The organism is Sphingobium sp. EM0848, from assembly GCF_013375555.1.
Lineage (GTDB): Bacteria > Pseudomonadota > Alphaproteobacteria > Sphingomonadales > Sphingomonadaceae > Sphingobium.
The window spans coordinates 1003608-1024609 of the sequence record NZ_JABXWB010000005.1; the positions used below are offsets into that span (position 1 = coordinate 1003608).

Genomic DNA, 21002 nt, shown 5'->3' on the forward strand with positions numbered 1-21002 from the left:
GCGGAGGATGTCCCACCATGCAGAGGCGTGATGCCATCGCAGGGCTTTCGATTGCGGGCCTGATGTTGCCCGAGGCGATAGCCTATGCCGGCATAGCCGGACTGCCGCCGCAACGCGCGATCCTGGCGGCCATGGCCGGTGCGGTGGCCTATCTGATCCTGGGGCGCAGCCGTTTCGCCATCATTTCCCCGACCTCCTCCTCGGCCGCGATCCTGGCGGCGGCACTGGCGTCGCTGCCGCCCGGCGCGGCGCCGGCGGGCGCTGTCGCGACACTCGTGATCCTCATGGTCGGCGCGATGTTCTGCATCATGGCGGCAGCGCGGCTGGGTGGCCTGGCCAGCTTCATCTCGCGCCCGGTGCTGCGTGGCTTCGCCTTTGGGCTGGCGATCACGATCATCATCAAGCAATTGCCGATCGTGGTCGGCCTGCCCTTGCATGGATCGACTATTGGCGCGCTGCTACTTGCCCTGCTGGAGAAGGCGGGAAGCTGGCATTTGGCGAGCATCGCCACGGCCCTTGCCGCGCTGGCGGCGCTGCTGTTGCTGCGGCGCATGCCGTCCCTGCCGGGTGCTTTTCTCGTACTGGTCGGTGGCATCGGTGCTTCGGCGTTGCTGGACCTGCCCGGTCGGGGCGTTGCAACGGTGGGCATGATCGACCTGATGCCCCGCTGGGAGGGGATGGGCTGGCCGGGCTGGCAGGAATTGTCGCGCGTCGCCCAGCTTGCCGCGCCCATCGTCCTGATCCTCTTTGCCGAGAGCTGGGGTACGATGCGCAACCTTGCCTTGCGCCATGGCGACAGGGTGGAACCCAATCGGGAAATGGCCGCGCTGGGCCTTTCCAACATCGCCGCCGCACTGGTACAGGGCATGCCGGTGGGCGCGGGATTTTCCGCCGGGTCCGCCGCAGAGGCAGCCGGTGCGCGAACCCGCTGGACCGGGCTGGTAGCCGGGGGCGCATTGGCGGCACTGGTGATTCTGGCCATGCCGTTGGTTGCTCGTCTGCCGGAGCCGGTGCTGGCGGCGGTCGTTGTCGCGGCGCTGCTCCATGCCCTCGATCCCGCACCGCTGATCCGCCTGTGGCGCATTCGTCGCGATTGCGTGGCGGCACTGGGCGCGGCGGTAGGCGTCCTGATGCTGGGGGTGCTCGACGGCATGCTCTTTGCCATTGCCTTGTCGTTGGCGCTGCTGATCCGGCGGCTGGCGACGCCGGAATTGAGGCAATTGGGTCAGTTGGAAGCGGGACATGACTATGTCGACCTCGCCCGTCATCCCGATGCGGTCAGCCCGCCCGGCATGATGATCGTGCGCCCGGCCGAGCCGCTGTTCTTTGCCAATGCCGAGCGGGTGCTGGGCCGTGTCGTCGAACTGCTGGGCCAACATGCCGACCGGCGCATGCTGATCCTCAGCCTTGAAGAGAGTTTCGATCTGGACAGTACGGCGCTGGATGCCCTGCTGGAATTCGATACGCTGATGCGGGCGCGTGGGATCAGGCTGCAACTCGCGCGGGTGCGCGATCATGTCCGCGATCTGATGCTGGCCGCCGGAGCAACTGATCTCATCGCACAGAGCAGCTACAGTGTCGATGATGCCGTGCAGGCGCTCAAGAGTACAGACCCGCGACAGGAGAAGAAATGATGCCCCATGTCAGCCCCGAACCCCTGCTGCACTCGGTAGCGTTGGCCGATCTGCGCCCCACACAGATGACCGTCGGCCTGATCGAGGTGGCCCGCAAACGCCATGAATGGAGCGTGCGCGCGGATGGCGACCGGCCGGATTTCCTGGGCCGCCACATGATCCCGGTAGTGATTGGCCCCAAGGGGCGGCGCTGGATGGTCGACCATCATCATCTTGCCCGCGCCCTTCACGACGAGGGCGTGGAGCATGTGCTGGTCAGCGTGGTCGCTGATCTGGGGCATCTGAAGCCCGATGCTTTCCTGACCTATATGGACAATCGCAACTGGCTTCATCCTTTCGATGACAAGGGGCAGCGGCGGGACTATAAGGCCCTTCCCAAGCATATCGGCAAGCTGACCGACGATCCCTATCGCTCGCTTGCCGGGGAACTGCGTCGCGCGGGTGGTTTCGCCAAGGTCGACATTCTCTATTCCGAATTTCTCTGGGCCAATTTCCTGCGCGGGCGGATCAAGCCGTCCCGCCTGGAGCATGGCTTTCAGGACTGCCTTGGCACGGCGCTGACATTGTCCCGGTCGCGCGATGCGGCGCATCTTCCCGGCTGGGCGGGGAGCGTCGAATAGGGTGCTGTGAAGGGCGGGCATTCCCGATATGCCCGCCCGATCCTTGCAGGAATTTTATTGCAGATAGGCCTGCCTGAGCGCGGCAATATCGACGGCGCTGACGCCGACCTCCTGCTGGAGATAATTTTCGACAGAGCCCCAGCGGCTGTCGATTTCTTCGAAAGCGCTGGTCAGAAATGCCTTGCCATCGGGGTCCTTGAGCGGCTCGGCCCTGGTGGAGGCGGGATTGCTCTGGAAATGAGCGAACATCTGCGCCACCGGATTGTCGGGATAGAGCGCCGCGTTGATCGGCGGCAATTCGAAGCGCGGCTGGCGATAGGTGGTCGAGAGGTGATAATCCTGCAGGATCACGTCGCGCGGGACATCCAGCGCCGACAGGATCAGCGCGGTGGCAAAGCCGGTGCGGTCCTGTCCGGCCGAGCAATTATATTCGACCGGCCCTTCCTGTCGCTTCAATATGTCGAAGATGATGCGCATCTGCGGGGCGAGCTGTTCGGGGAGATTGCGGTAGAGCGCGCCGCCATTTTTCAGATTGCCCTTCGTCATCCCCGTCATCGAATAGCCGATGGCCGAATAGTGCACGCCATCGATCTTCGATGGTGCAAGCTGCCTTTCCTCATCCGAACGGAGATCGACCATGTTGCGCAGGCCGAGGGCATGGACCTTTGCCAGATCGTCCGCCGTCAGCATGGCCGACGCGCCCGAACGGTAGATGAGGCCCCATTTGACCTGCCGCCCGTCCGTCGTCCGATAGCCGCCAATGTCCCGGAAATTCGACCCCTGCGCCAGCGGAACCAGCCGTTCCGACACGGTGACGACGCTGTTGTCCGATCGGTCGCGCAGCAGGAAATAGGGGCGCTTGACCGGATCGACCGTGACGGTCTGGCCGCCATCCGCATCGGCGGCCGAGACCAGACGGGACGTTGCGATATCCGCGTCCGCCCGGTCGGCCTGATAGACATCCACCTTGGCGGCGCCGGTCCAGCTCAGCCTGATACTGTTGCCGGAAATCCGCTCCGCCTGCGCATCGGCCACGCGGGCCGATGCCGGCATGGCGGCCAGTGACAGGGCGCTCATGCCCATTGTCAGCATGGTGGCGCGCATCTTTGTCATCCTTCCTCCTCATTTTATCAGCGGTTCAGGCTCCTTTGCCATGTTCAATCATCATGGGAAACCCGCAAGCAACTAGTGACCCGAATCTGAAGTTCGTCACACTATTGGGCGGGCGCTGAACGAACTTCAGATTCGGGTCACTAGCAAATATATATGTTTCCAGTGTGGTTTATGGATTTGAAATACGCTCCCCACCTGGCCGCTATCATGAGGCGTATTTCAAATCCACCACACTGGCATGACCTACCAGTTGAAGCGTAGCGATCCGACCACCGTTCTGGGCGCGCCATAATAGCAACTGTTCAGAAATGGGCAGGCACTGATATAATTTTTGTCGAACAGGTTGGACGCGTTGACCGAAGCGCTCCAGCCGGCAAGGCCGATTTTCGACAGGTCATAGCCCAGCATCGCGTCCACCAGTGTGAAGCCCTTGCTATGGAAACGCTGGAAGGTCGTGACGCCGTTGACGACTGCATAGTTGGTGGTGCCGTCCGACCCGCTGACATAGCGTATGCCCGCGCCGATGCTGAGGCCCGCCAGGGAGCCGGAAACCTGCTGTGCCTTGCCGAAATCGTAGGACAGGAAGCTCGACACGTTCCATTTCGGCACGCCGAGCTGGCGCGTGTCCGTGGTGCTGGGCGTACCGTTGCTGGTCGCGGTCGGCGGGATGGCGGCGCTGCCTTCGGTGATGATCGCGTCGGTGTAGCTGGCGGTGCCGACCAGATCGAGGCCGGGCCGGATCTCGCCACGTCCTTCCCATTCAACGCCGCGCACGCGCACTTCGCCAACCTGGATCGTGGCATTGGCGGGGATGCCGTTGGTACCGGCGCGCGGATCGGTGGCGGTCGAGCCCTTCTGGCGTTTCAGTTCATAAATGGACAGGGTGAAAAGTGCATTGGTGCCCTGTGGCTGATATTTCAGCCCTGCTTCATATTGGGTGCCGGTGGCGGGCACGAAGGGGGCCGTCTCCGTCGCGGAGATATAGCGGGTGCCAGCCTGCGGCTCGAAGGATTCGGAATAGCTGAAATAGGGTGAAAGGCCGAAGGCGAACTCATAGAGTGCGCCCAGCCGCATGGTGAAGGCGGTCGTGTGCAGCTTCGTCACCGGCGCGGCGCGGGCCGCGGCAGTCGTGGGGTTAAGGTTCAGGGAGGTCTGGTCATACCAGTCCTGACGTCCGCTGGCGATCAGTTGCAGCCGGCCGATGGCCATCTGGTCCTGAAAGTAAACGCCCAGCTGGTCGCGCTTGCCATAGGTGTTAGCATAGGATGCCGACAGCTTGGTCAGGTCGAAACTGGGCAGCCCCGCGCCATAGGTCGGCGCGAACAGGTTGAGATTGGGGATGCCGCCCGCGACGCCGGTGTTGAACTGCTGCACATTTTCGCCGGTGATGCGCTGATAATCGATGCCAACCAGAATATTGTGCCGGATGAAGCCTGTCGCGAATCTGGCGTTCAGATGATTGTCGAGCGTCAGCGTATCGAAATCTTCATCCGCGCCACCGCCGCCGCGTGTAATGATCGAATAGTCGCTGTTGCGGTTCGCACCCGTTCCGGTGCTGGCGAAACCGGCGGTGTAGATCTGGCGATAGGACAGCTTGTTGTTCTGGAACCGGAAGTTCGACGCGAAGCTGAGATGCTCGTCGAAATCATGGCGGAAGAATGCCGCTATCGACTTGGCCCTGTGGTCATAGCGTTCATAACCCGGATCGCCGGTGTTCATGTTGCGCGGGATCGTGCCATTGGGGTTGGGCAGCACCGTGCCATAGGCGGGCGTGCCCGAATAGCCGCCGCCATGCGGGCTGTGCTGATAGCTGGCGATCAGGGTGAGGCTGGTCGCTTCGTCAGGGGAGAAGGTCAGCATCGGGCTGATGTGCCAGCGTTCGCTGAACGTACCCTTGGCCAGATTGTCGCCCTTTTGCCAGCCGCCGACAATGCGGGCCTTCAGATGCCCCTCGCTGTCCAGCGGCTGGTTGACGTCGCCCGCGATGCGCATGAAATCGAAATTGCCGAACTGTCCCTCGAATCGGCCAAAGGCTTCCGCTTCGGGCATCTTGCTGGTCAGGTTCACAAGGCCGCTGGGCGGCGCATTGCCATAAAGGACCGAAGCGGGCCCCTTCACCACATCGACATGATCGACGCGGTTGAAGTCGATCTGCGGCGTCGAATAGGGACCGGCGATCAGGCGCATGCCGTCCAGGAAGATGCCCGGCGCAAAGCCGCGCAGGACGAGTTGGTCATAGCGGGTCGCCAGCGCCCCGCGCTGGTTGGTGGAAACGCCCGCGACATAGCCCAGCGCGTCGTTGATCGACAGCGCGTTGCGGCGGGTCAACTCTTCCCGGTCGATGATGGTGATGGTCTGCGGCGTGGCGATCAGCGGCGTGTCGGTCTTGGTCCCGGTGCCGGTCTTGTTCTCATTGAGGCCGGTGACGATGATGGTGTCGGCCCGTGCGTCGGCACTGTCTTCGGCCTGTGCCAGGGTTGGGATAAGCGCCGGAATCGCGGCCAGCAGCATGGCCTTTGAAGAATGTCGCATAATGCCCCTTATCATTGCGAATAATAATGATTCTCAATTGCTACTAGAGTGCAACTGGGCTATCCGCAACCCCGCCTGATATGGGGAGCGCATGTGACCAGCCGAAATTTCCTGCCCTCTTTCCTGCTGTTACGCCGCAACTGGCGCATGGCCGCGCGTTGCATCACGGCGCTGGCGGGTGGCTATGCGGCCGCGGCAGGTCTGGCCTCTCTGGGTGCGCGGCTGCTGCCGATCGCGCGGGTCGAGGCGACATTATGGGGCATGATCCTGTCCTTCCTCATCTTCGCTTCGCTTGGTCTTTGGGCCTTCCATGAAAGGCGGCTGCTGAAAGTGGCGGGATGGATATGGGGTAGCGCGCTGCTGTCCATCGGCGCGTTGTTGCTGATCGGACCCCGTCCATGAGCGGCAAGGCGAAATCGGCGGAAAGGGGCCTGCGCCAGTCCATGGCGTGGATACACAACTGGCTGGGCCTGCTGGCGGGGTGGATCGTGTTCGCCATGTTCCTGACCGGCACGGCCAGCTATTTCCGGCCGGAAATCACCCGCTGGATGCAGCCGGAATTGCGGCTGGAGCCGGTTTCGCCCCGGCACGCCGCCGAAACCGCTGTCGCCCATATGCAGCGTACATCACCGGACGACCGGCAATGGTATATCTACCTGCCGGATGACCGGACAGCGGAAACGCGCATCTTTGCCATGCCCCGGCCCGATCCCGAGGCCGCGCCCGCGAAGCGCGGCAGCGAGATCAAGCTGGACCCCGCGACAGGCGCGCCGATCAGCGCCCGAGAAACCAGGGGAGGGGAGCATTTCTACCGCTTCCACTTCCAGTTGCAGTTGCCCCATCCCTGGGGCCGCTGGCTGGCGGGACTGTGCGCCATCTTCATGCTGGCGGCGATCATTTCGGGCGTGATCACGCACAAGCGGATCTTCGTTGATTTCTTCACCCTGCGATGGAGCAAGGGGCAGCGCAGCTGGCTCGACGCCCATAATGTCACGGCGGTGCTGGCGCTGCCGTTCCACGCGATGATCAGCTATACGGGGCTTATCACGCTGTTCGTAATGTACATGCCATGGCCGGTTGCCGCCAATTATCCCAAGCCCACGGCCTTCTACGCGGAAGCCTATGGCACGGAGCCGGATGGCGAGGCGTCAGGCAGGCCCGCGCCGCTGACGCCCATCGGGCCGCTGGTGGATGCGGCGTCGCACGAATGGAGAGGGGGCCAGCCCCGGGCCATTGTCATCCGCAATCCCAATGACGCGGCGGCCACGGTGACGATCCTGCGCAGCGTCGCCGACCGGCTGAATGCACGGGGGGATTCGATCACCTATTCCGGCGCGACTGGCAGGAAAATGTCGCAATCGCCGCCGCCCGGCACCGCGCTGACCACGGCGGGGGTGATGCTGGGGCTGCATATGGGGAATTTTGCCGGCCCAGCGCTGCGCTGGACCTATTTCCTGCTGGGGCTGACCGGCACGACGATGGTCGGGACGGGCCTGCTGCTGTGGACTGCCAAGCGGCGCAAGCCGGGCGCAAAGCCCTTTTTCGGTTTCTGTCTGGTCGAACGGCTGAATATCGGTGCGATCGCCTGCCTGCCCGCCGGCATGGCAGCTTATCTGCTCGCCAATCGGCTGATCCCGGCCGATCTGACCGGACGGCAGGATATGGAGGTCGCTGCGATGTTCTGGACATGGTTCGGCCTTGCCGGGCTGATGCTGCTCCGCCCGGTGCGCCGCGCGTGGATCGAGGCGCTCGGCCTGTCCGCCCTTGCCTTTGCCGCTTTGCCTTTGGTCAATATGGCGACGACCGATCGCGGTCCTGTCGCAAGCCTTTTGAGCGGTGACTGGCTGTTCCTGTCTTTTGACGCCGCTTTTCTGGCAAGCGCGGCATTGCTTGGCTTTGGAGCATGGCGAGCAAGCCGTGCAAAGGCTGCGCCCGGGCCGAGGCGGCGCGCCGATGCGGGGAGGGCTGCCACCGCCGTCCATGCCGCGCGGGAGGTTGCCGATGCCGCTTGAAGCAGGGCTTGTCAGCTATGCCGCCCTGGCCAGCATGGCGCTGGCGTCGAAGAAGCATCGTTCCACGCCGCCACTGCCGATCATGCCTTCGCCCGGAATGGCGCGGTGGGCGGGATGGGTCATGCTCATCCTCGCCCTTGTCGTCGCGATGCTGCGCTTTGGCATGGCGCAGGGAATGGTGGCGTGGATCGGGCAGATGTGCGTGGCGGGCACGGGCCTGGTGCTGCTGCTGTCGTGGCGTCCGCGACTGGCGCTGGCTTTGGCTGCGCCCGCCTGCTGCATGGCGTTGTTCTGCCTGCTTGTCTTTCCCTTCGCTTAAAAGCGGAAGGCGGCCTTCAGCCAGAATTTGTCGCCCTGCGGGCGGTTTTCGGCATGAAATTCATGCTGCCACTGCGCCGTGACGGGGACATGGCCCAATTGATAGCGGATCAGCGGCCCGGCTGCGAAGGCTTCGCCCTTATAGCCGTCCGGTCCGACACGCAGCCCGCCTTGTTTGTCGTCGGTGGTCTGCTTGTAATAATAGGCCGTGACGCCAACGGTCAGCGGGTTGAAATTATAGGCAGCCGCAAGGTCGACGTGGAATTCCTGTCCCGACCGATAGTCGGTCGCCTTGTTCTTCGTATTGAAGTCGTACATCAACTTGGCGGAGACTTCCGGTCCGCCTTTGGGATCGGCATAGGTGATGGCGACAAGGGGTTCGAAGGTCCAATAGTTGCGGCCGATATTGGCGAGGTCGCCCTTGCGGTAGCGGCCGGTCGGGACATAGCTGTCCATCGTCGCGATGATGTTCAGATTACCCTTGTTCCAGCCAAGGATGAACGGGTTGACGATCATGTCGCCCAGACCGAATTTATGCTGCCGCGCGCCTGCGGCATGGACGGTCAGGTCGACGACCGGCACGAAGGCCTGCATGGCGAAGGTCGCGCCGAGGATTTTCCTGTCCGTGACATGGACGAAGCGCGCGATATTGGCGAAGGCGTCCACGGAAAAATCGGGCACGGCGCTCTTGCCGTTGGCGTCGTTCAGCCGGTCGGCGGTGTAATAGTTGGAGTAGCCAAGCAGATAGGTGCCGGGCGGTGGAAGCTGTGCAACGCCGACGGATTCCGCGCCATTGGGATAAGCGCCGCCGCCGGTTTCGGTGGCCTGTGCGGTGGTGGCGGTCGCGGCGAGCGCAGCGGCCAGTGTGAGCGTATATTTGCGCATACTTCCCTCTCTGAATATTTGTTGTCGTTGGGCGTGGGACGTCCTCCGGCGGATGTCCGGATCTGGAAATTCGACGGCTGGACAGATGTGTTCCTGCGAAGGCAGGGGCCCGTTTCAGTTGGCGGGACTGTCCCCGAAGCCCATCATCGATATCTCAAATCTTCTTGAACAACGGCGATCTTGCCGTGTTCTCCGCGTCTGCGGCGGTCAGGAATTTCTCCATGAAAATGTCGCGTTCGAACAGGCGGCCCTGCATCAGCGTGGTGATGGCAGCGTCGATCATCGCCGGGGGGCCGCAGAGATAGGCCTGATGCCCGTTGAACCTGCTGTCGAACAGGCGCCTGGCGGCGTCATGGACATAGCCCGTTTCGCCGTCCCACCCGTCGCCTTCCTCGGCTTGAGATAGCACGGGAATGTAGCGCAGATTGTCATGGTCCTGCTCCAGTTGCCGGAACAGTTCGGCAAAGTGCAGATCATGCGGACGACGCGCGCCGTGCAGTAATGTGATCTGCTCTTCATAACCGCTTTCCAGCAGGTCAAGGATCATCGACTTGGGACTGGACAGACCCGACCCGCCAGCGATGAAGATCAGCGGCTTTTCCGCCGAGCGCCGGACATAGAAGCGGCCGAGCGGCCCGGTGAAGGACAGGCTGTCGCCTGCCTTCAGATTTTCGTGCAGCCAGGTCGTGCCGATCCCGCCCGGTACCAGCCGGACGTGCAGTTCGATCTCATTGGGCTGCGAAGGGCTTCCGGCGAGCGAGAAGGCGCGTGTGCCCTCGATACCCGGAATGGTGACATTGACATATTGACCCGCCTGAAAGTCGATCCCTGAACCGGGCAGGGCCAGCCAGATTGCCATGATGTCAGGCGTCACCATTTCGGTGCGCGCCACGGTGCCGACATAGTCCGCGACGGTGATGCGGCGGGCATCCTCGTCATCGTCGATATCCGCCTCTATCACGACATTGCCCAGCGCCGTGGCGCTGCACGCCAGCGTCCGGCCCTCGTCACGCTCGAAATCCATGAGGGCGAAGGAGGAGGCGTTGCCATGATCGACCTCGCCCTCCAGCACGGTCACCTTGCAGGTGCCGCACAGGCCATGGCCGCAGGCATGGGGAAGCCAGATGCCGTTGCGCAAGCAGGCGTCGAGCAGCGTCTGTCCTTCGGCGACTTCGACTTCGTCGCCAGTAGGTTCGATGGTCAGCGTTGACATGATTCTTGTCCTGCTTCGTCCGTCAGGCGGAGCCGGCCCGATCCGTCCAGAAACGGATCAGCGACTTGTGGCCCACACCCTGCTCACCGATGCTTTTGGCCGGATCGGGCGACCAGTCCTTGCCGTCGAGCGTCCAGTGCGCGGTGGAAAGGTTGACCGACGCCCAGTCGGGATCGGCCCCGTAAATGTGCGGCAGCACCTCCCCGGTCAGCGCGCCGAAGGGGGTGTCGGCGGGCAGCGGCAGGGTGATCGCAGCGCAGAAATTGAGATGGCCTTCCCAATGCACATAGACGAGCTGCGCGCCGTGATAATTGTCCACCGCGTCGCGGTTGGGGCCGGCATAGCCGGGTTTCAGGCTGGCAACGGGCATATTCTCTCTCCTGATGCTTGTCGCGCGGTCACTCGGCCGCGATGGGCATGGTCGGGCGGCGCCCTTCCATCCACTTGTTCCACTGGGCTTCCTCGGGCGATCCGACATAGTCGAGATTATCCGCGCCCTGATTGATGTGATACCAGTCGAGTACTTCGGGCAGCGTCGCGCCGCCGCAATTGCCCTGGAAGATCTGGTTCACCGGCAGCCAGGCCTGTTTGAACTTCTCCGGCTCATGGTCGAAAATGTCCTTACAGCCGTCTGAACAGGTGTGATAGCGATCGCCCTCAAATTCCGACACGCGGAAGCTGATCGTGGTGGGATCGCCCACTTCGGTGAAGGCCATCGGGATCTGGCAGACCTGACAGAGTTGGGGCAGGCCCTGGCTGTAGAAGCGATTGCCCTGTTCCGCCTGTTCCCGCCATGCCAGATAGCGCGGCTGATAATGTTTCTCGAAGGTCTCGGGATATTTATCGCGCAGCCAGGCCATGTGCTGGTCGTCAATGTCCCAGGTGTGGACGGCGGCGGCATGGGCAAAATTGTAGAAGATGCCCCAGACCTGATGGGTCATATGGCCCTTTTCCGCCTTGGCGACCTCGGCATATTTGGGTTCGCGGATACCGTAGCGGGCAAGGTCTGCGAACAGGGCTCCGCCAGCTTCCTCGAAATAGGTTTCCCACGCCTCGGCCCAGCTCATGACCTTCTTGGGCAGCATATAGTCCATCATCATGCCGACCAGACCCAGCAGGCGGTAGCCGCGCCAGAACCATTTATCGAGCCAGCGCTGGACGATCGGCACATTGGCCTCGTCCTGCTCCAGCAGGAAGCGCACGGCTTCCAGGCCCAGCGTCATGTGCCGGCTTTCGTCCGACTGGGCGGAAAAGCCGAAGGTCACGGTCGCCATGTCGCCATTATAGGCGGCTCCCGACATGAAGGGCACGAACAGCAGGTTGGTCAGCACATATTCGAAGGAAAAGCTGATCGCGGTCAGGAATTCGAACGGTCCGGCGCTCATCGCATCGTCGAAGAAGCTTTTGGGTACCGACAGATACCACAGACGGTCATGCATGTGGGTGAAGTCGTGCAGGCCGTCGAAATATTTGTTGTAGTGGCTGATCGTGTGGATCTGCGTCTGGCAATGGCGCAGTTCGTCGATCGACTGCATCTGCGCCGCGACGCGCAGCCCAGCACCCGGCAGATGCCGCGCCAGATGGGCGAAGTGGCGATGCGCCTGATATTCCAGCGGGGTCACGCCCTGAAGGAAAATCTTCACCGCATTGAGGTAACGCGCATCGGTGATACCAAGCTGGCCGTTATTCTGCGCCATGGAGTCGATGACGGCATAGAGCTTGCGCTCCTTTTCCGCCTGGAACTTCCAATAGGCGTCCATGGTCAGCTTGAACGGGTCTTCCCATGCATCCCAGTCGTGGATCTTGATCCCTTCAAAGGTGGCGAAGGGGAAGATATCCTCCTTCTTCTGGTAGCTCGGCTCCCAGTCGAGGCCACGGGTGAAGTGGCCATATTTCTGCTTCAGGCTGAGTTTGCGGGCGGCCATTGTCTTACCTCCAGAACAGGGTGAAGCTGCCGTCATCCTCATCGACCGTGCCGGAGAGGGAGATGACGCTCATGTGAATTTCCTGCGGGTCCCATTCGCGGCCCAGCAGTTCCGACACGCTCTCGCCACGGATGACGAGGCGGCCGGGGCAGTCGATCTTGGTCATGGCGGGGAAGGACTTGCGCTCGGCTTCCGGATTGTCGGCCATGATCGCATCGGCAATGGCGATGCCGTCCTGCGAATTTTGCAGGGTGATGGAGACGGGGCGGCTCATGCGGCAAGCTCCTTGGCGAAGGTGAGGCCCAGCCTGTCGAGCCGGGCGGAAAGTTGCGTGCGGGCGTCCGCGATCGCTGCCGGACCAAGGTCGCCCAGAACGCTGGCGGCAAGGGGAGTGAGCGCTTCGACCGCGCGGACGCCCCATATGTCGAGCCAGTGGTTGAGGGTGGCGCGGTTCTCTTCGGATTCCGCCGCCGCCGCTTTCATCACGGCGTCGGTCCAGCGGCTGTTGTCCGCGAACCAGTCGGAGAGGAAGCCCGTCATCATCGAAATGGGCGCGCCATTATGCGCGGCGCCCGCCTTGTCGAAGGCATCGCAGACCAGCGGGTAGACAAGGCCGTCAAGGACGACAAGCTGCGCCGCATAGACCTCGAACCAGTCGCGCACGACCAGCAGGTCTTCGGCCAGACGGCGCAGCGGCTGCCATTCGGGTGCCTCCATCCACAGCTTCTTGCCGGCGACCAGCTTCTCGTCCGCGCCGTCGCCCAGCACCAGTCCGATGCGGGAGATGACCTGCGCCAGACCAAGCCGGTCGGTGCCGCAGAAGGCGGCGGCTGACGTGATCTGCGTGCCGAAACCCCAGTCGGCGATCAACTGGCAGTGCATGTTTGCCGCCCATTCCAGATGGCGGAGCGGGATGAGATAGGCGGCCACCTTGTCGCGCCATTCCGCGCCGACGCTGCCCACCAGTTCCCGTTTTTCCACGAAGTTCGCTGCATCGTCGAAGGACTGCTGCATCGCCGAGCGGCTGATATTGTAGGTGGCATAGTAGAATTGGCGCGGATCGCGGAAGACATACCAGTCGGCCATGACGATCCGGGTGCGCCGGGCGTCATAAAGTTCGCGCTCCGGCTCCCAGGTCGGGCGATAGTGGAAATTCACCATCGGCTGTATGTCATAGGTCGCCTCCTCATAGCGTGAGGCGGGCTTGTCGACACCGAAACGGCGGGCGACATGGGAAAAGGTCTGGCGGCGAGGCGTGATCGCTTCTGCCTGGATATCGATGTTCATGCGTGCGGCTCCGTCTCATCGATGGACACAAAGGGGGCGACGGCGATCGGGCTGATCAGGCGCTTCACCGAAGCGCGCAGCCGGTCGTCGGGTACGGCGACATGCGCGCCGTTTTCACTGCAAAATTCACAAAAGGCGGCCAGCGGCAGGACCAGTTCGACCGCCAGATCGGGATCGCCGTAGACGAAGGTGAATTCGATCACCTGTGCGGCGGTGATCCCCGTGACGATCGCCTGCAATCGGGGCGGCGCATTGTTCCGGGGAAGGGGCTTCCGGTTTCCAGCATCTCTCTCTCCACATGGGCCCCGATCGGGTTCTTGTTCGTCTTGAGGGGAGAGTGCGCTTCGGCCTGATGACAATCAAATAGTAATCAGGCAAATGTTGATGCCGAAACGGTATGGCGTTCATACCCGCGTTGAAGAAGGGCGTTTCGGCATGGCCGCATCGAAGGATATCCTGTCCCACGCGCCGTGGATGGGCGTGGATGTGCGGCGTCTGCGTTATTTCCTGGCCGTGGCGGAGGAGCTGCATTTCGGTCGCGCGGCCGAGCGCCTGCACATTGCCCAGCCCGCGCTCAGCCGGCAGATCGCCAGTCTGGAAGCGGCCATCGGCGCACTGCTGTTCGACCGGACACGCAGCAACATCCATCTGACGGCGGCGGGCGAAGCCTTGCTTCCCCGCGCACGGGACATATTGGCGCGGGTGGCCGACGCTGCACGGGTGGCGAAGCGCGCATCCGAAGGGAGCGTCGGCGTCATCCAGATCGGTTTTGTCGGATCGGCGACCTTCTCGATCCTGCCGGGCATTCTCAATGCTTTCCGCACCAGCCATCATGAGGTCGAACTGGTGCTGCATGCCATGAACACGGCGGAATTGCGTGCGGCGCTGATCGACCGCTCCATCGACATCGCCTTTGCCCGGCCGGGGATTCAGGACCCGGAGATCGTCAATGAGGTCGTGTTCAAGGAGCCGCTGATCGTCGCCCTGTCGGAAAACGATCCGCTGGCGGAGCAGAATCACATTGCCCTTGCCGATCTTTCGGCGCGCCCCTTCATCCTCTATCCGCGCCATCCACGGCCGAGCTTTGCCGATACCATCCTGCAAATCTGCCGGGCAGAGGGTTTTTCACCGGACATCGCGCAGGAAACGATGGAGATCCAGACCGCCCTGTCGCTGGTGTCGGTGGGGGCAGGGGTGTCGCTGGTGCCGGAATCGACGTCCGAAGCGCAGCTCAACGGCGTCGCCTATCGCCCGATCCTGGGTGACGCGCCGCAGACGCAGCTCAGCCTTGCCTATCGCCGCGACAACCGCTCGGCGGTGATGGCGGCTTTCTGTGCGCTGGTGCGGGCGCGCAAGGGAGGGAGGTAGAGTTGCGCGGGCGTATCTTTACGCCAGAAATTCCTGTACCGCCTCGCCGAACGCCTCTGGGCATTCGACATTGGCGAGATGCGCGGCTTCCAGCATCACCAGTTGCGAACCGGCGATGGCGCGGGTGAGCGCTTCGCTGTGGGGCGGCGGCGTGGCGGGGTCCTGCGCACCGCCGATGACGAGCGTGGGCAGGTCGATCAGAGCAACCGAGCGCCGCATGTCCATGTCACGGATCGCGGCGCAGCAACCGGCATAGCCCTGGGGCCTGGTAAGCTGAAGCATCGCTCCGATGGGTGCGATGGCTTCCTGTCCAGTCGCGGCAAAGGCCTGCGTGAACCAACGCTCGACCGACGCGTCCGCCAGCGGCGCCATGCCCTGCTGCCGCACCAGTTCAATGCGCGCATCCCAGGCCGATGGCGGCCCCATGAAGCTGGACGTATTGGCCAGGACCAGCCGCCGCAGCCTGCCCGGCTCGCGGATGCCCAGCCATTGCCCGGTCATGCCGCCCAGTGACAGGCCGCAAAAATCGATCGTCCCGATCTTCAGCACATCGAGCAGTTCGATGACATCCCGCCCGAGCCGGTCGATGGAATAGGCGCCCGCCGGCGCATCCGACGCGCCGTGGCCACGCTGGTCATAGCGCAGGACGCGGAAGCTCTGCGTCCACTGCGCCATTTGCGGCGCCCACATGTCCATGTCGGTGCCGAGCGAGTTGGAAAGCATCAGCACAGGTGCGTTTTCCGGCCCGTCGAAACGCCAGGCGATACGGCATCCGTCGCCCATGGTGGCAAATAGTTTTTCCATCATATCCGCTCCACTGCGACCGCCAGCCCCTGACCGACACCGATGCACAGCGTCGCCAGACCAAGCCTGCCGCCCGATTTCTCCAACTGATGCGCCAGCGTCATCAGGATGCGTGCGCCCGACATGCCAAGCGGATGGCCGAGCGCTATCGCACCACCATTGGCATTGACCCGCGCATCGTCATCGGCAACGCCAAGGCCGCGCAGCACCGCCAGGCCCTGGCTCGCAAAAGCCTCATTGAGTTCGATCGCGTCGAAATGGTCGATGGTGAGACCCAGTCGCGCCATCAGCTTTTGCGTGGCAGGCACGGGCCCAATGCCCATGATACGCGGCGGCACACCCGCGCTCGCCATGCCAAGAATCCGGGCGCGGGGCTTCAGGCCATGGCGCTGGACCGCGGCTTCATTGGCGAGGATCATCGCCGCCGCGCCGTCATTGACGCCTGACGCATTGCCCGCCGTCACCGTTCCGTCCGGCCGGACCACGGGCTTGAGCTTCGCCAGCGTTTCGATGCTGGTGTCTGGGCGAGGATGCTCGTCCGTATCGACTATCGTTTCCCGGCCCTTGCGGTCGGTGATGACGACCGGCGCGATCTCCCCGGCGAAATAGCCCGATGCCTGCGCGGCCGCCGCCTTCTGCTGGCTGCGCAGGGCGAAAGCGTCCTGATCCGCGCGCGAGATGCCGAAGTCGCTCGCGACATTCTCGCCCGTCTCCGGCATGGAATCGACGCCATAGAGCGCCTTCATCCTCGGGTTGACGAAGCGCCAGCCGATGGTGGTGTCGTAAATGGCGTTGCTGCGCGAATAGGCGCTTCCCGCCTTGGGCATGACGAAGGGCGCGCGGCTCATGCTTTCCACGCCGCCCGCGATCATCAGGTCGGCATCGCCCGACCGGATCGCCCGTGCCGCCGTGCCCACAGCGTCGAGACCCGAGGCGCAGAGGCGATTGACGGTCGAGCCGCCCACGCTGTCAGGCAGGCCGGCAAGCAGCGCGGCCATGCGTGCGACATTGCGATTATCCTCGCCCGCCTGGTTGGCGCTGCCCAGGATCACATCGTCGATGACGGCAGGGTCGATACCACTGCGTTCGATTAGCGCCTTGATCGGCAGGGCGGCGAGGTCATCGGCGCGGATCGACGCCAGCGCGCCGGCATAGCGGCCAATGGGCGTGCGGACGGCGTCGCAGAGAAAGGCCTCGCTCATGCGGCGGCGGCTTCCCTAATGGCGAGCGGCGCGCCGGTCTTGGTCACGATCTCCTCGACGCTGACGCCGGGAGCCGTTTCGACCAGCGTCAGCCCACCGGCCTTGCGGTCCACCGCGATTACGCCGAGGTCGGTGATGATGAGGTCCACCACGGCCTTGCCGGTGAGCGGCAGGGTGCAGGCGTCGAGAATCTTGGGACTGCCGTTCTTCGAGACATGGTCCATGACCACGACCACGCGCTTGACGCCTGCGACCAGATCCATGGCGCCGCCCATGCCTTTCACCATCTTGCCGGGGATGGTCCAGTTGGCAAGATCGCCATTGGCGGCGACCTCCATCGCGCCCAGCACGGCCATGTCGATATGGCCGCCCCGGATCATCGCGAAGCTGTCGGCGCTCGAGAAGAAGCTGGAGGTCGGCAGCGCGGTGATCGTCTGCTTGCCGGCGTTGATGAGGTCGGGGTCCGCTTCGCCCTCATAGGGGAAGGGGCCGATGCCGAGCATGCCATTCTCGCTCTGGAGCGTGACGTTGACCCCTGTGGGGACATGATTGGCCACCAGAGTCGGGATGCCGATGCCCAGATTTACATAATAGCCGTCGCGCAGTTCCTTCGCGGCGCGGGCCGCCATCTCATCGCGGGTCCAGCTCATCATGCAGTCTCCCTTTCGCGGGTGGTCAGCTTCTCGATCCGCTTCTCGTTGATGGTCGAAAGGATGATGCGGTCGACATAGATGCCCGGCGTATGGATGCAGTCAGGATCGAAGCTGCCTTCGGGCACGATTTCCTCAACCTCGACCACCGTCACCTTGCCCGCCGTCGCCATGTTCGGGTTGAAGTTGCGCGCGGTCTTGCGGAATATGAGGTTGCCCGCAGGGTCAGCCCGCCATGCCTTGATGATCGACAGGTCGGCGCGCAGCCATGTCTCACGGACATAATCCTCGCCCTCGAACGTTTCGACCGGCTTGCCCTCGGCAACGACGGTGCCCACGCCTGTCCTTGTGTAGAAGGCCGGGATGCCTGCGCCGCCCGCCCGGATGCGTTCGGCCAGCGTGCCCTGCGGGTTGAGTTCCAGTTCCAGCTCGCCACTCAGATACTGGCTTTCGAACAGCTTGTTCTCACCCACATAGGACGAGATCATCTTCCTGATCTGGCGGCTTTCCAGCAGCATCCACAGCCCAAAGCGATCCGCCCCCGCATTGTTGGAGATGACGGTCAGGTCCTTGACGCCCGCTGCCCGAATTTCGGGGATCAGACTCTCGGGATTGCCCGAGAGTCCGAACCCACCCGACATGATGGTCATGCCGTCGAACAACAGGCCTTCCAGTGCGACCCGAGGGCTGTCGTAAATCTTCTGCATGGAAAGCCTCCTGCTGTCGTTAAGCCGCGGCGCGCGTCCGGGACGAAAAGCTCTCTTCGCTGGCGGCATCCGCCTTCTGCAGTTCGAAATCGAAGGCGATGGTGGCGGTGTCGCCCTGCCGGTTGGGGACGGGCAGCAGGCCTTCCCGTGTGGCGAAGGCGAAATCGTCCGCCGCGAAGGGATCGTCACCGAAGTTGATCTGAGTCGTCAACGTGCGATAGCCGGGCGCTTCGACGAAGAAGTGGACATGGGCCGGGCGGTTGCCATGACGGCCGATCGCCTTCATCAGTACGTCGGTGGCGCCGTCCGGGGGCACACTGTAGCCGTTGGGCATCTTCGAATGGAAGGTGTAGCGCCCATCGCTGCCCACCTTGATGCGGCGGCGGTTGTTGAACGGGGTCTGCTCGCGCGTCGGGTCGAAATGCGAATACCAGCCCTGGCTGTTGGCGTGCCAGACATGCAGGATCGCATTGTGAACCGGCTCGCCGTCCGGACCCTTGATCTCGCCGCTCATATAGAGCGTACCGGTGTCGTCGGCATCGTCGGTCAGATTGACGTCGCCTTCGACCAGCGGCGCGCCTGCGACATAGAGCGGTCCTTCGATGGTGCGCGGGGTGCCGCCCGACTTGCCGGCTTGGGCGTCCTTCGCATCCATGAACAGGTCCATGAAATGTTCAAGGCCGACGCCGGGAACGATCAGGCCCAATTCGGCGCCGCCATCCTGGAAATATTTGATCGCGCCCCAGAACTCGCTTTCGGTCACGTCATAGCGAACGATGACCTTCATCGCCGCTTCGACCAGATCGCGGGTAATGGCCTTCAGCCGCTTGTCGCCGCCCTCGGCTTCCAGGCCGCTGGCGCGATCGAGCAGGGTTTGAACTGCTTGAGTATTCACAAAATCTTCGGTCATTATACCTCTCCAGGTGACAGGGTTTCAGCGATCGTCATCATGAATGGAGGAAGGGTGGCGGCAAAGAGCAGTCACCTTCATGTCCATGAAAGGATAGAGTGGCAAAGTCGTCAATATGTCGTGGAGTTGCGTATTGTTTTCCACATCGAAGATACTGACATTGCTATACTGTCCGACAACGCGCCAGATATGGCGCCAGGTCCCGGCGCGCTGCAATTCCTGAAAGCGGGACTTTTCCGCCGCCTTCAATCCTTCGAACCGCACGGGATCGTAGTCCAGCGGAACCTTGATATCCATGGTGACATGAAACAACATCGGTTTATCCGTTCGCTTGCTTGGGGAAAATGACCGTGGTCGCGGTGGCGCGATCCCGGCGGAAGCCCGCAACCGCATTGGGGTTGAGCGCGACGCCAAGGCCGGGGCCGGTGGGCACGGTCAGACTGTAGTCGGAATAATCCAGCGGTTCGGTGAGAACTTCCTCAGTCAGCAGCAGCGGTCCGAACAGCTCGGTCCCGAAGGCCAGATCGTTGAAGGTCGCGAAAAGTTGCGCTGAGGCAACCGTGCCCACGCCGCCTTCCAGCATGGTGCCGCCATAGAGCGCCACGCCCGCCGCTTCGGCAATGCCCGCCAGCGCCTTGGCAGGGCCAAGCCCGCCCGCCTGCGCAATCTTGACCGCGAACACGTCCGCCGCACTGGCCGAGGCATAGGCGAACGCGGTATCGGGGCCGTAGAGCGCTTCATCCGCCATGATCGCCAGCTTGCCCATCGCGGTCAGCCGCGCCATGCCGGCCAGATGGCTCGCCTTGATCGGCTGCTCCACCAGATCGACCCCGGCATCGGCCAGCAGGGCAAGACCGCGCTTGGCGGTGGCTTCGCCCCAGGCCTGATTGACGTCGACCCGCACGCTGGCCCGGTCGCCCAAGGCCCGCTTGATCGCCGCGACATGCGCGACATCATCTTCCAGACGGCGCTTGCCGATTTTGAGCTTGAAGGCATTGTGACGGCGGGAAGCGAGCATCGCTTCGGCCTCTTCAATGTCGCGTCCGGTATCGCCGCTGGCGAGGGTCCACAACACCGGCAGCCTGTCACGCAGACGTCCGCCCAGCAATTCGCTGACGGGCACGCCCAGCCGCTTGCCCTGCGCGTCCAGCAAGGCGGTTTCGATGGCGTTCTTCACGAAATGATTGGCGGAAATCTGCTTGCGCAGCGCGGCCATGATCATGGCGGGGCGGGTCGCGTCGCTGCCCTTCAGGATCGGCGCGGCATAGCTGTCGATGGTGAGCTTGATGCTCTCGGGACTTTCCGCGCCATAGCTGAGGCCGCCGATGGTCGTGCCTTCGCCGATGCCCTCGATCCCGTCCGAGCAGATCAGCCGAACGATGACCATGGCCTGCGATTGCATGGTGGCGACGGACAAGACATGCGGACGGATGGTCGGCACATCGAGGATGAATGTCTCAATCGCATCGACGGTAATGGGGGATGCCATATAACTCTCTCCGCTGTCTTGGGTCGGAGAATAATGTCCGGCTTCGATAATGGGAAAGACTGTTTGGGTTAGGCTTGATGCCTTTAAGGTATTACGCCTGATCTTTGCGATCCCCCGGCGGCCGGGGCGGGCAGTGTTGCGCATGATACCCGTTTTAAAGGCCTGGCCCGGCATTTGTGCGGTTGAGCGTGATGCTTGCCATATGCAACCGGCTGCTGAACCATTGCCTGTTCCTGAGGCACCAAGGTGTCGATACAGGCGGCTGTGGAACTCCAGACATGAACCTGATGCTTGATGATAAACCTATGGGTGCACCCACCCCATTCGACGTGA

At 63.0% G+C, this 21002-nt stretch carries 22 protein-coding genes; 6 read left to right on the forward strand and 16 right to left on the reverse strand.

Annotated elements, in window-relative coordinates; all coding sequences use genetic code 11:
* Positions 1 to 17: 17 nt before the first annotated feature.
* Positions 18 to 1634: a SulP family inorganic anion transporter gene (locus HUK73_RS22690; protein WP_176594061.1), complete on the forward strand. Its 1617-nt coding sequence runs from the start codon at positions 18 to 20 to the stop codon at positions 1632 to 1634.
* Entirely contained in the window at positions 1631 to 2254 is a 624-nt protein-coding gene (locus tag HUK73_RS22695) for a ParB-like protein (RefSeq protein WP_255326505.1), read from the forward strand. The genes HUK73_RS22690 and HUK73_RS22695 overlap by 4 nt, the downstream gene beginning before the upstream one ends.
* A 54-nt stretch (positions 2255 to 2308) precedes the next feature.
* Here HUK73_RS22695 and HUK73_RS22700 read toward each other — a convergent pair whose 3' ends face one another.
* Both HUK73_RS22700 and HUK73_RS22705 read right to left on the reverse strand, forming a co-directional pair.
* Positions 2309 to 3367 carry a tyrosine-protein phosphatase gene (locus HUK73_RS22700; protein ID WP_255326506.1) on the reverse strand — a complete coding sequence of 353 codons (1059 nt, stop codon included), beginning with the start codon at positions 3365 to 3367 and terminating at the stop codon, positions 2309 to 2311.
* A gap of 243 nt (positions 3368 to 3610) precedes the next feature.
* Complete coding sequence (locus HUK73_RS22705) at positions 3611 to 5899, reverse strand: TonB-dependent siderophore receptor (RefSeq protein WP_176594062.1); 2289 nt, start codon at positions 5897 to 5899, stop codon at positions 3611 to 3613.
* A gap of 93 nt (positions 5900 to 5992) precedes the next feature.
* Between HUK73_RS22705 and HUK73_RS22710 the strand changes: the two genes are divergently transcribed.
* From HUK73_RS22710 to HUK73_RS22720, 3 genes are read left to right on the forward strand one after another with little or no spacing between them, the layout of a single operon-like run.
* Positions 5993 to 6301, forward strand: a complete 309-nt coding sequence (locus HUK73_RS22710; RefSeq protein WP_176594063.1) for an iron transporter — start codon at positions 5993 to 5995, stop codon at positions 6299 to 6301.
* Positions 6298 to 7911 carry a PepSY domain-containing protein gene (locus tag HUK73_RS22715; protein WP_176594064.1) on the forward strand — a complete coding sequence of 538 codons (1614 nt, stop codon included), beginning with the start codon at positions 6298 to 6300 and terminating at the stop codon, positions 7909 to 7911. The genes HUK73_RS22710 and HUK73_RS22715 overlap by 4 nt, the downstream gene beginning before the upstream one ends.
* Complete coding sequence (locus HUK73_RS22720; protein ID WP_176594065.1) at positions 7901 to 8230, forward strand: DUF3325 domain-containing protein; 330 nt, start codon at positions 7901 to 7903, stop codon at positions 8228 to 8230. The genes HUK73_RS22715 and HUK73_RS22720 overlap by 11 nt, the downstream gene beginning before the upstream one ends.
* Here HUK73_RS22720 and HUK73_RS22725 read toward each other — a convergent pair.
* The 7 genes from HUK73_RS22725 to HUK73_RS22755 form a co-directional block, all read right to left on the reverse strand.
* Positions 8227 to 9114, reverse strand: coding sequence for a transporter (locus HUK73_RS22725; RefSeq protein ID WP_176594066.1), 888 nt, complete (start codon positions 9112 to 9114; stop codon positions 8227 to 8229). The genes HUK73_RS22720 and HUK73_RS22725 overlap by 4 nt on opposite strands.
* 154 nt (positions 9115 to 9268) lie before the next feature.
* Positions 9269 to 10327 carry an NADH:ubiquinone reductase (Na(+)-transporting) subunit F gene (locus HUK73_RS22730; RefSeq protein WP_218036692.1) on the reverse strand — a complete coding sequence of 353 codons (1059 nt, stop codon included), beginning with the start codon at positions 10325 to 10327 and terminating at the stop codon, positions 9269 to 9271.
* A gap of 22 nt (positions 10328 to 10349) precedes the next feature.
* Positions 10350 to 10697: a phenol hydroxylase subunit P4 gene (locus tag HUK73_RS22735; protein ID WP_176594067.1), complete on the reverse strand. Its 348-nt coding sequence runs from the start codon at positions 10695 to 10697 to the stop codon at positions 10350 to 10352.
* A 28-nt stretch (positions 10698 to 10725) separates the two neighbouring features.
* The gene (locus tag HUK73_RS22740; RefSeq protein WP_176594068.1) at positions 10726 to 12252 is read right to left on the reverse strand and encodes an aromatic/alkene/methane monooxygenase hydroxylase/oxygenase subunit alpha; all 1527 of its coding nucleotides are present in this window, start codon (positions 12250 to 12252) and stop codon (positions 10726 to 10728) included.
* A gap of 4 nt (positions 12253 to 12256) precedes the next feature.
* Positions 12257 to 12526: an MmoB/DmpM family protein gene (locus HUK73_RS22745; RefSeq protein ID WP_176594069.1), complete on the reverse strand. Its 270-nt coding sequence runs from the start codon at positions 12524 to 12526 to the stop codon at positions 12257 to 12259.
* Positions 12523 to 13539, reverse strand: coding sequence for a phenol hydroxylase (locus tag HUK73_RS22750; RefSeq protein ID WP_176594070.1), 1017 nt, complete (start codon positions 13537 to 13539; stop codon positions 12523 to 12525). The genes HUK73_RS22745 and HUK73_RS22750 overlap by 4 nt, the downstream gene beginning before the upstream one ends.
* Positions 13536 to 13778, reverse strand: coding sequence for a phenol hydroxylase subunit (locus tag HUK73_RS22755; protein WP_176594071.1), 243 nt, complete (start codon positions 13776 to 13778; stop codon positions 13536 to 13538). Before HUK73_RS22755 ends, HUK73_RS22750 begins: the two co-directional genes overlap by 4 nt.
* A gap of 145 nt (positions 13779 to 13923) precedes the next feature.
* On the opposite strand from HUK73_RS22755, the gene HUK73_RS22760 reads away from it, so the two are divergent.
* Positions 13924 to 14907, forward strand: a complete 984-nt coding sequence (locus HUK73_RS22760) for a LysR family transcriptional regulator (RefSeq protein WP_218036693.1) — start codon at positions 13924 to 13926, stop codon at positions 14905 to 14907.
* Positions 14908 to 14925: 18 nt separating this feature from the next.
* On the opposite strand, the gene pcaD is transcribed toward HUK73_RS22760, so the two are convergent.
* The 7 genes from pcaD to HUK73_RS22795 are packed head-to-tail and all read right to left on the reverse strand — an operon-like array spanning position 14926 to position 20669.
* Entirely contained in the window at positions 14926 to 15714 is a 789-nt protein-coding gene (gene pcaD / locus HUK73_RS22765) for a 3-oxoadipate enol-lactonase (RefSeq protein WP_176594072.1), read from the reverse strand.
* Entirely contained in the window at positions 15711 to 16913 is a 1203-nt protein-coding gene (gene pcaF, locus HUK73_RS22770) for a 3-oxoadipyl-CoA thiolase (protein ID WP_176594073.1), read from the reverse strand. The genes pcaD and pcaF overlap by 4 nt, the downstream gene beginning before the upstream one ends.
* Positions 16910 to 17563: a 3-oxoacid CoA-transferase subunit B gene (locus tag HUK73_RS22775; protein ID WP_218036764.1), complete on the reverse strand. Its 654-nt coding sequence runs from the start codon at positions 17561 to 17563 to the stop codon at positions 16910 to 16912. Before HUK73_RS22775 ends, pcaF begins: the two co-directional genes overlap by 4 nt.
* Complete coding sequence (locus HUK73_RS22780) at positions 17563 to 18270, reverse strand: CoA transferase subunit A (RefSeq protein ID WP_176594075.1); 708 nt, start codon at positions 18268 to 18270, stop codon at positions 17563 to 17565. The genes HUK73_RS22775 and HUK73_RS22780 overlap by 1 nt, the downstream gene beginning before the upstream one ends.
* 19 nt (positions 18271 to 18289) lie before the next feature.
* Positions 18290 to 19180 (reverse strand): dioxygenase, encoded by an 891-nt coding sequence (locus HUK73_RS22785; RefSeq protein ID WP_176594076.1) that lies wholly within the window; start codon positions 19178 to 19180, stop codon positions 18290 to 18292.
* Positions 19181 to 19204: 24 nt separating this feature from the next.
* Entirely contained in the window at positions 19205 to 19495 is a 291-nt protein-coding gene (gene catC, locus HUK73_RS22790; protein ID WP_176594077.1) for a muconolactone Delta-isomerase, read from the reverse strand.
* A 4-nt stretch (positions 19496 to 19499) separates the two neighbouring features.
* A complete protein-coding gene (locus tag HUK73_RS22795) occupies positions 19500 to 20669 on the reverse strand; it encodes a muconate/chloromuconate family cycloisomerase (protein WP_218036694.1) in 1170 nt (389 codons plus the stop codon).
* Between the last annotated feature and the right edge of the window lie 333 nt (positions 20670 to 21002).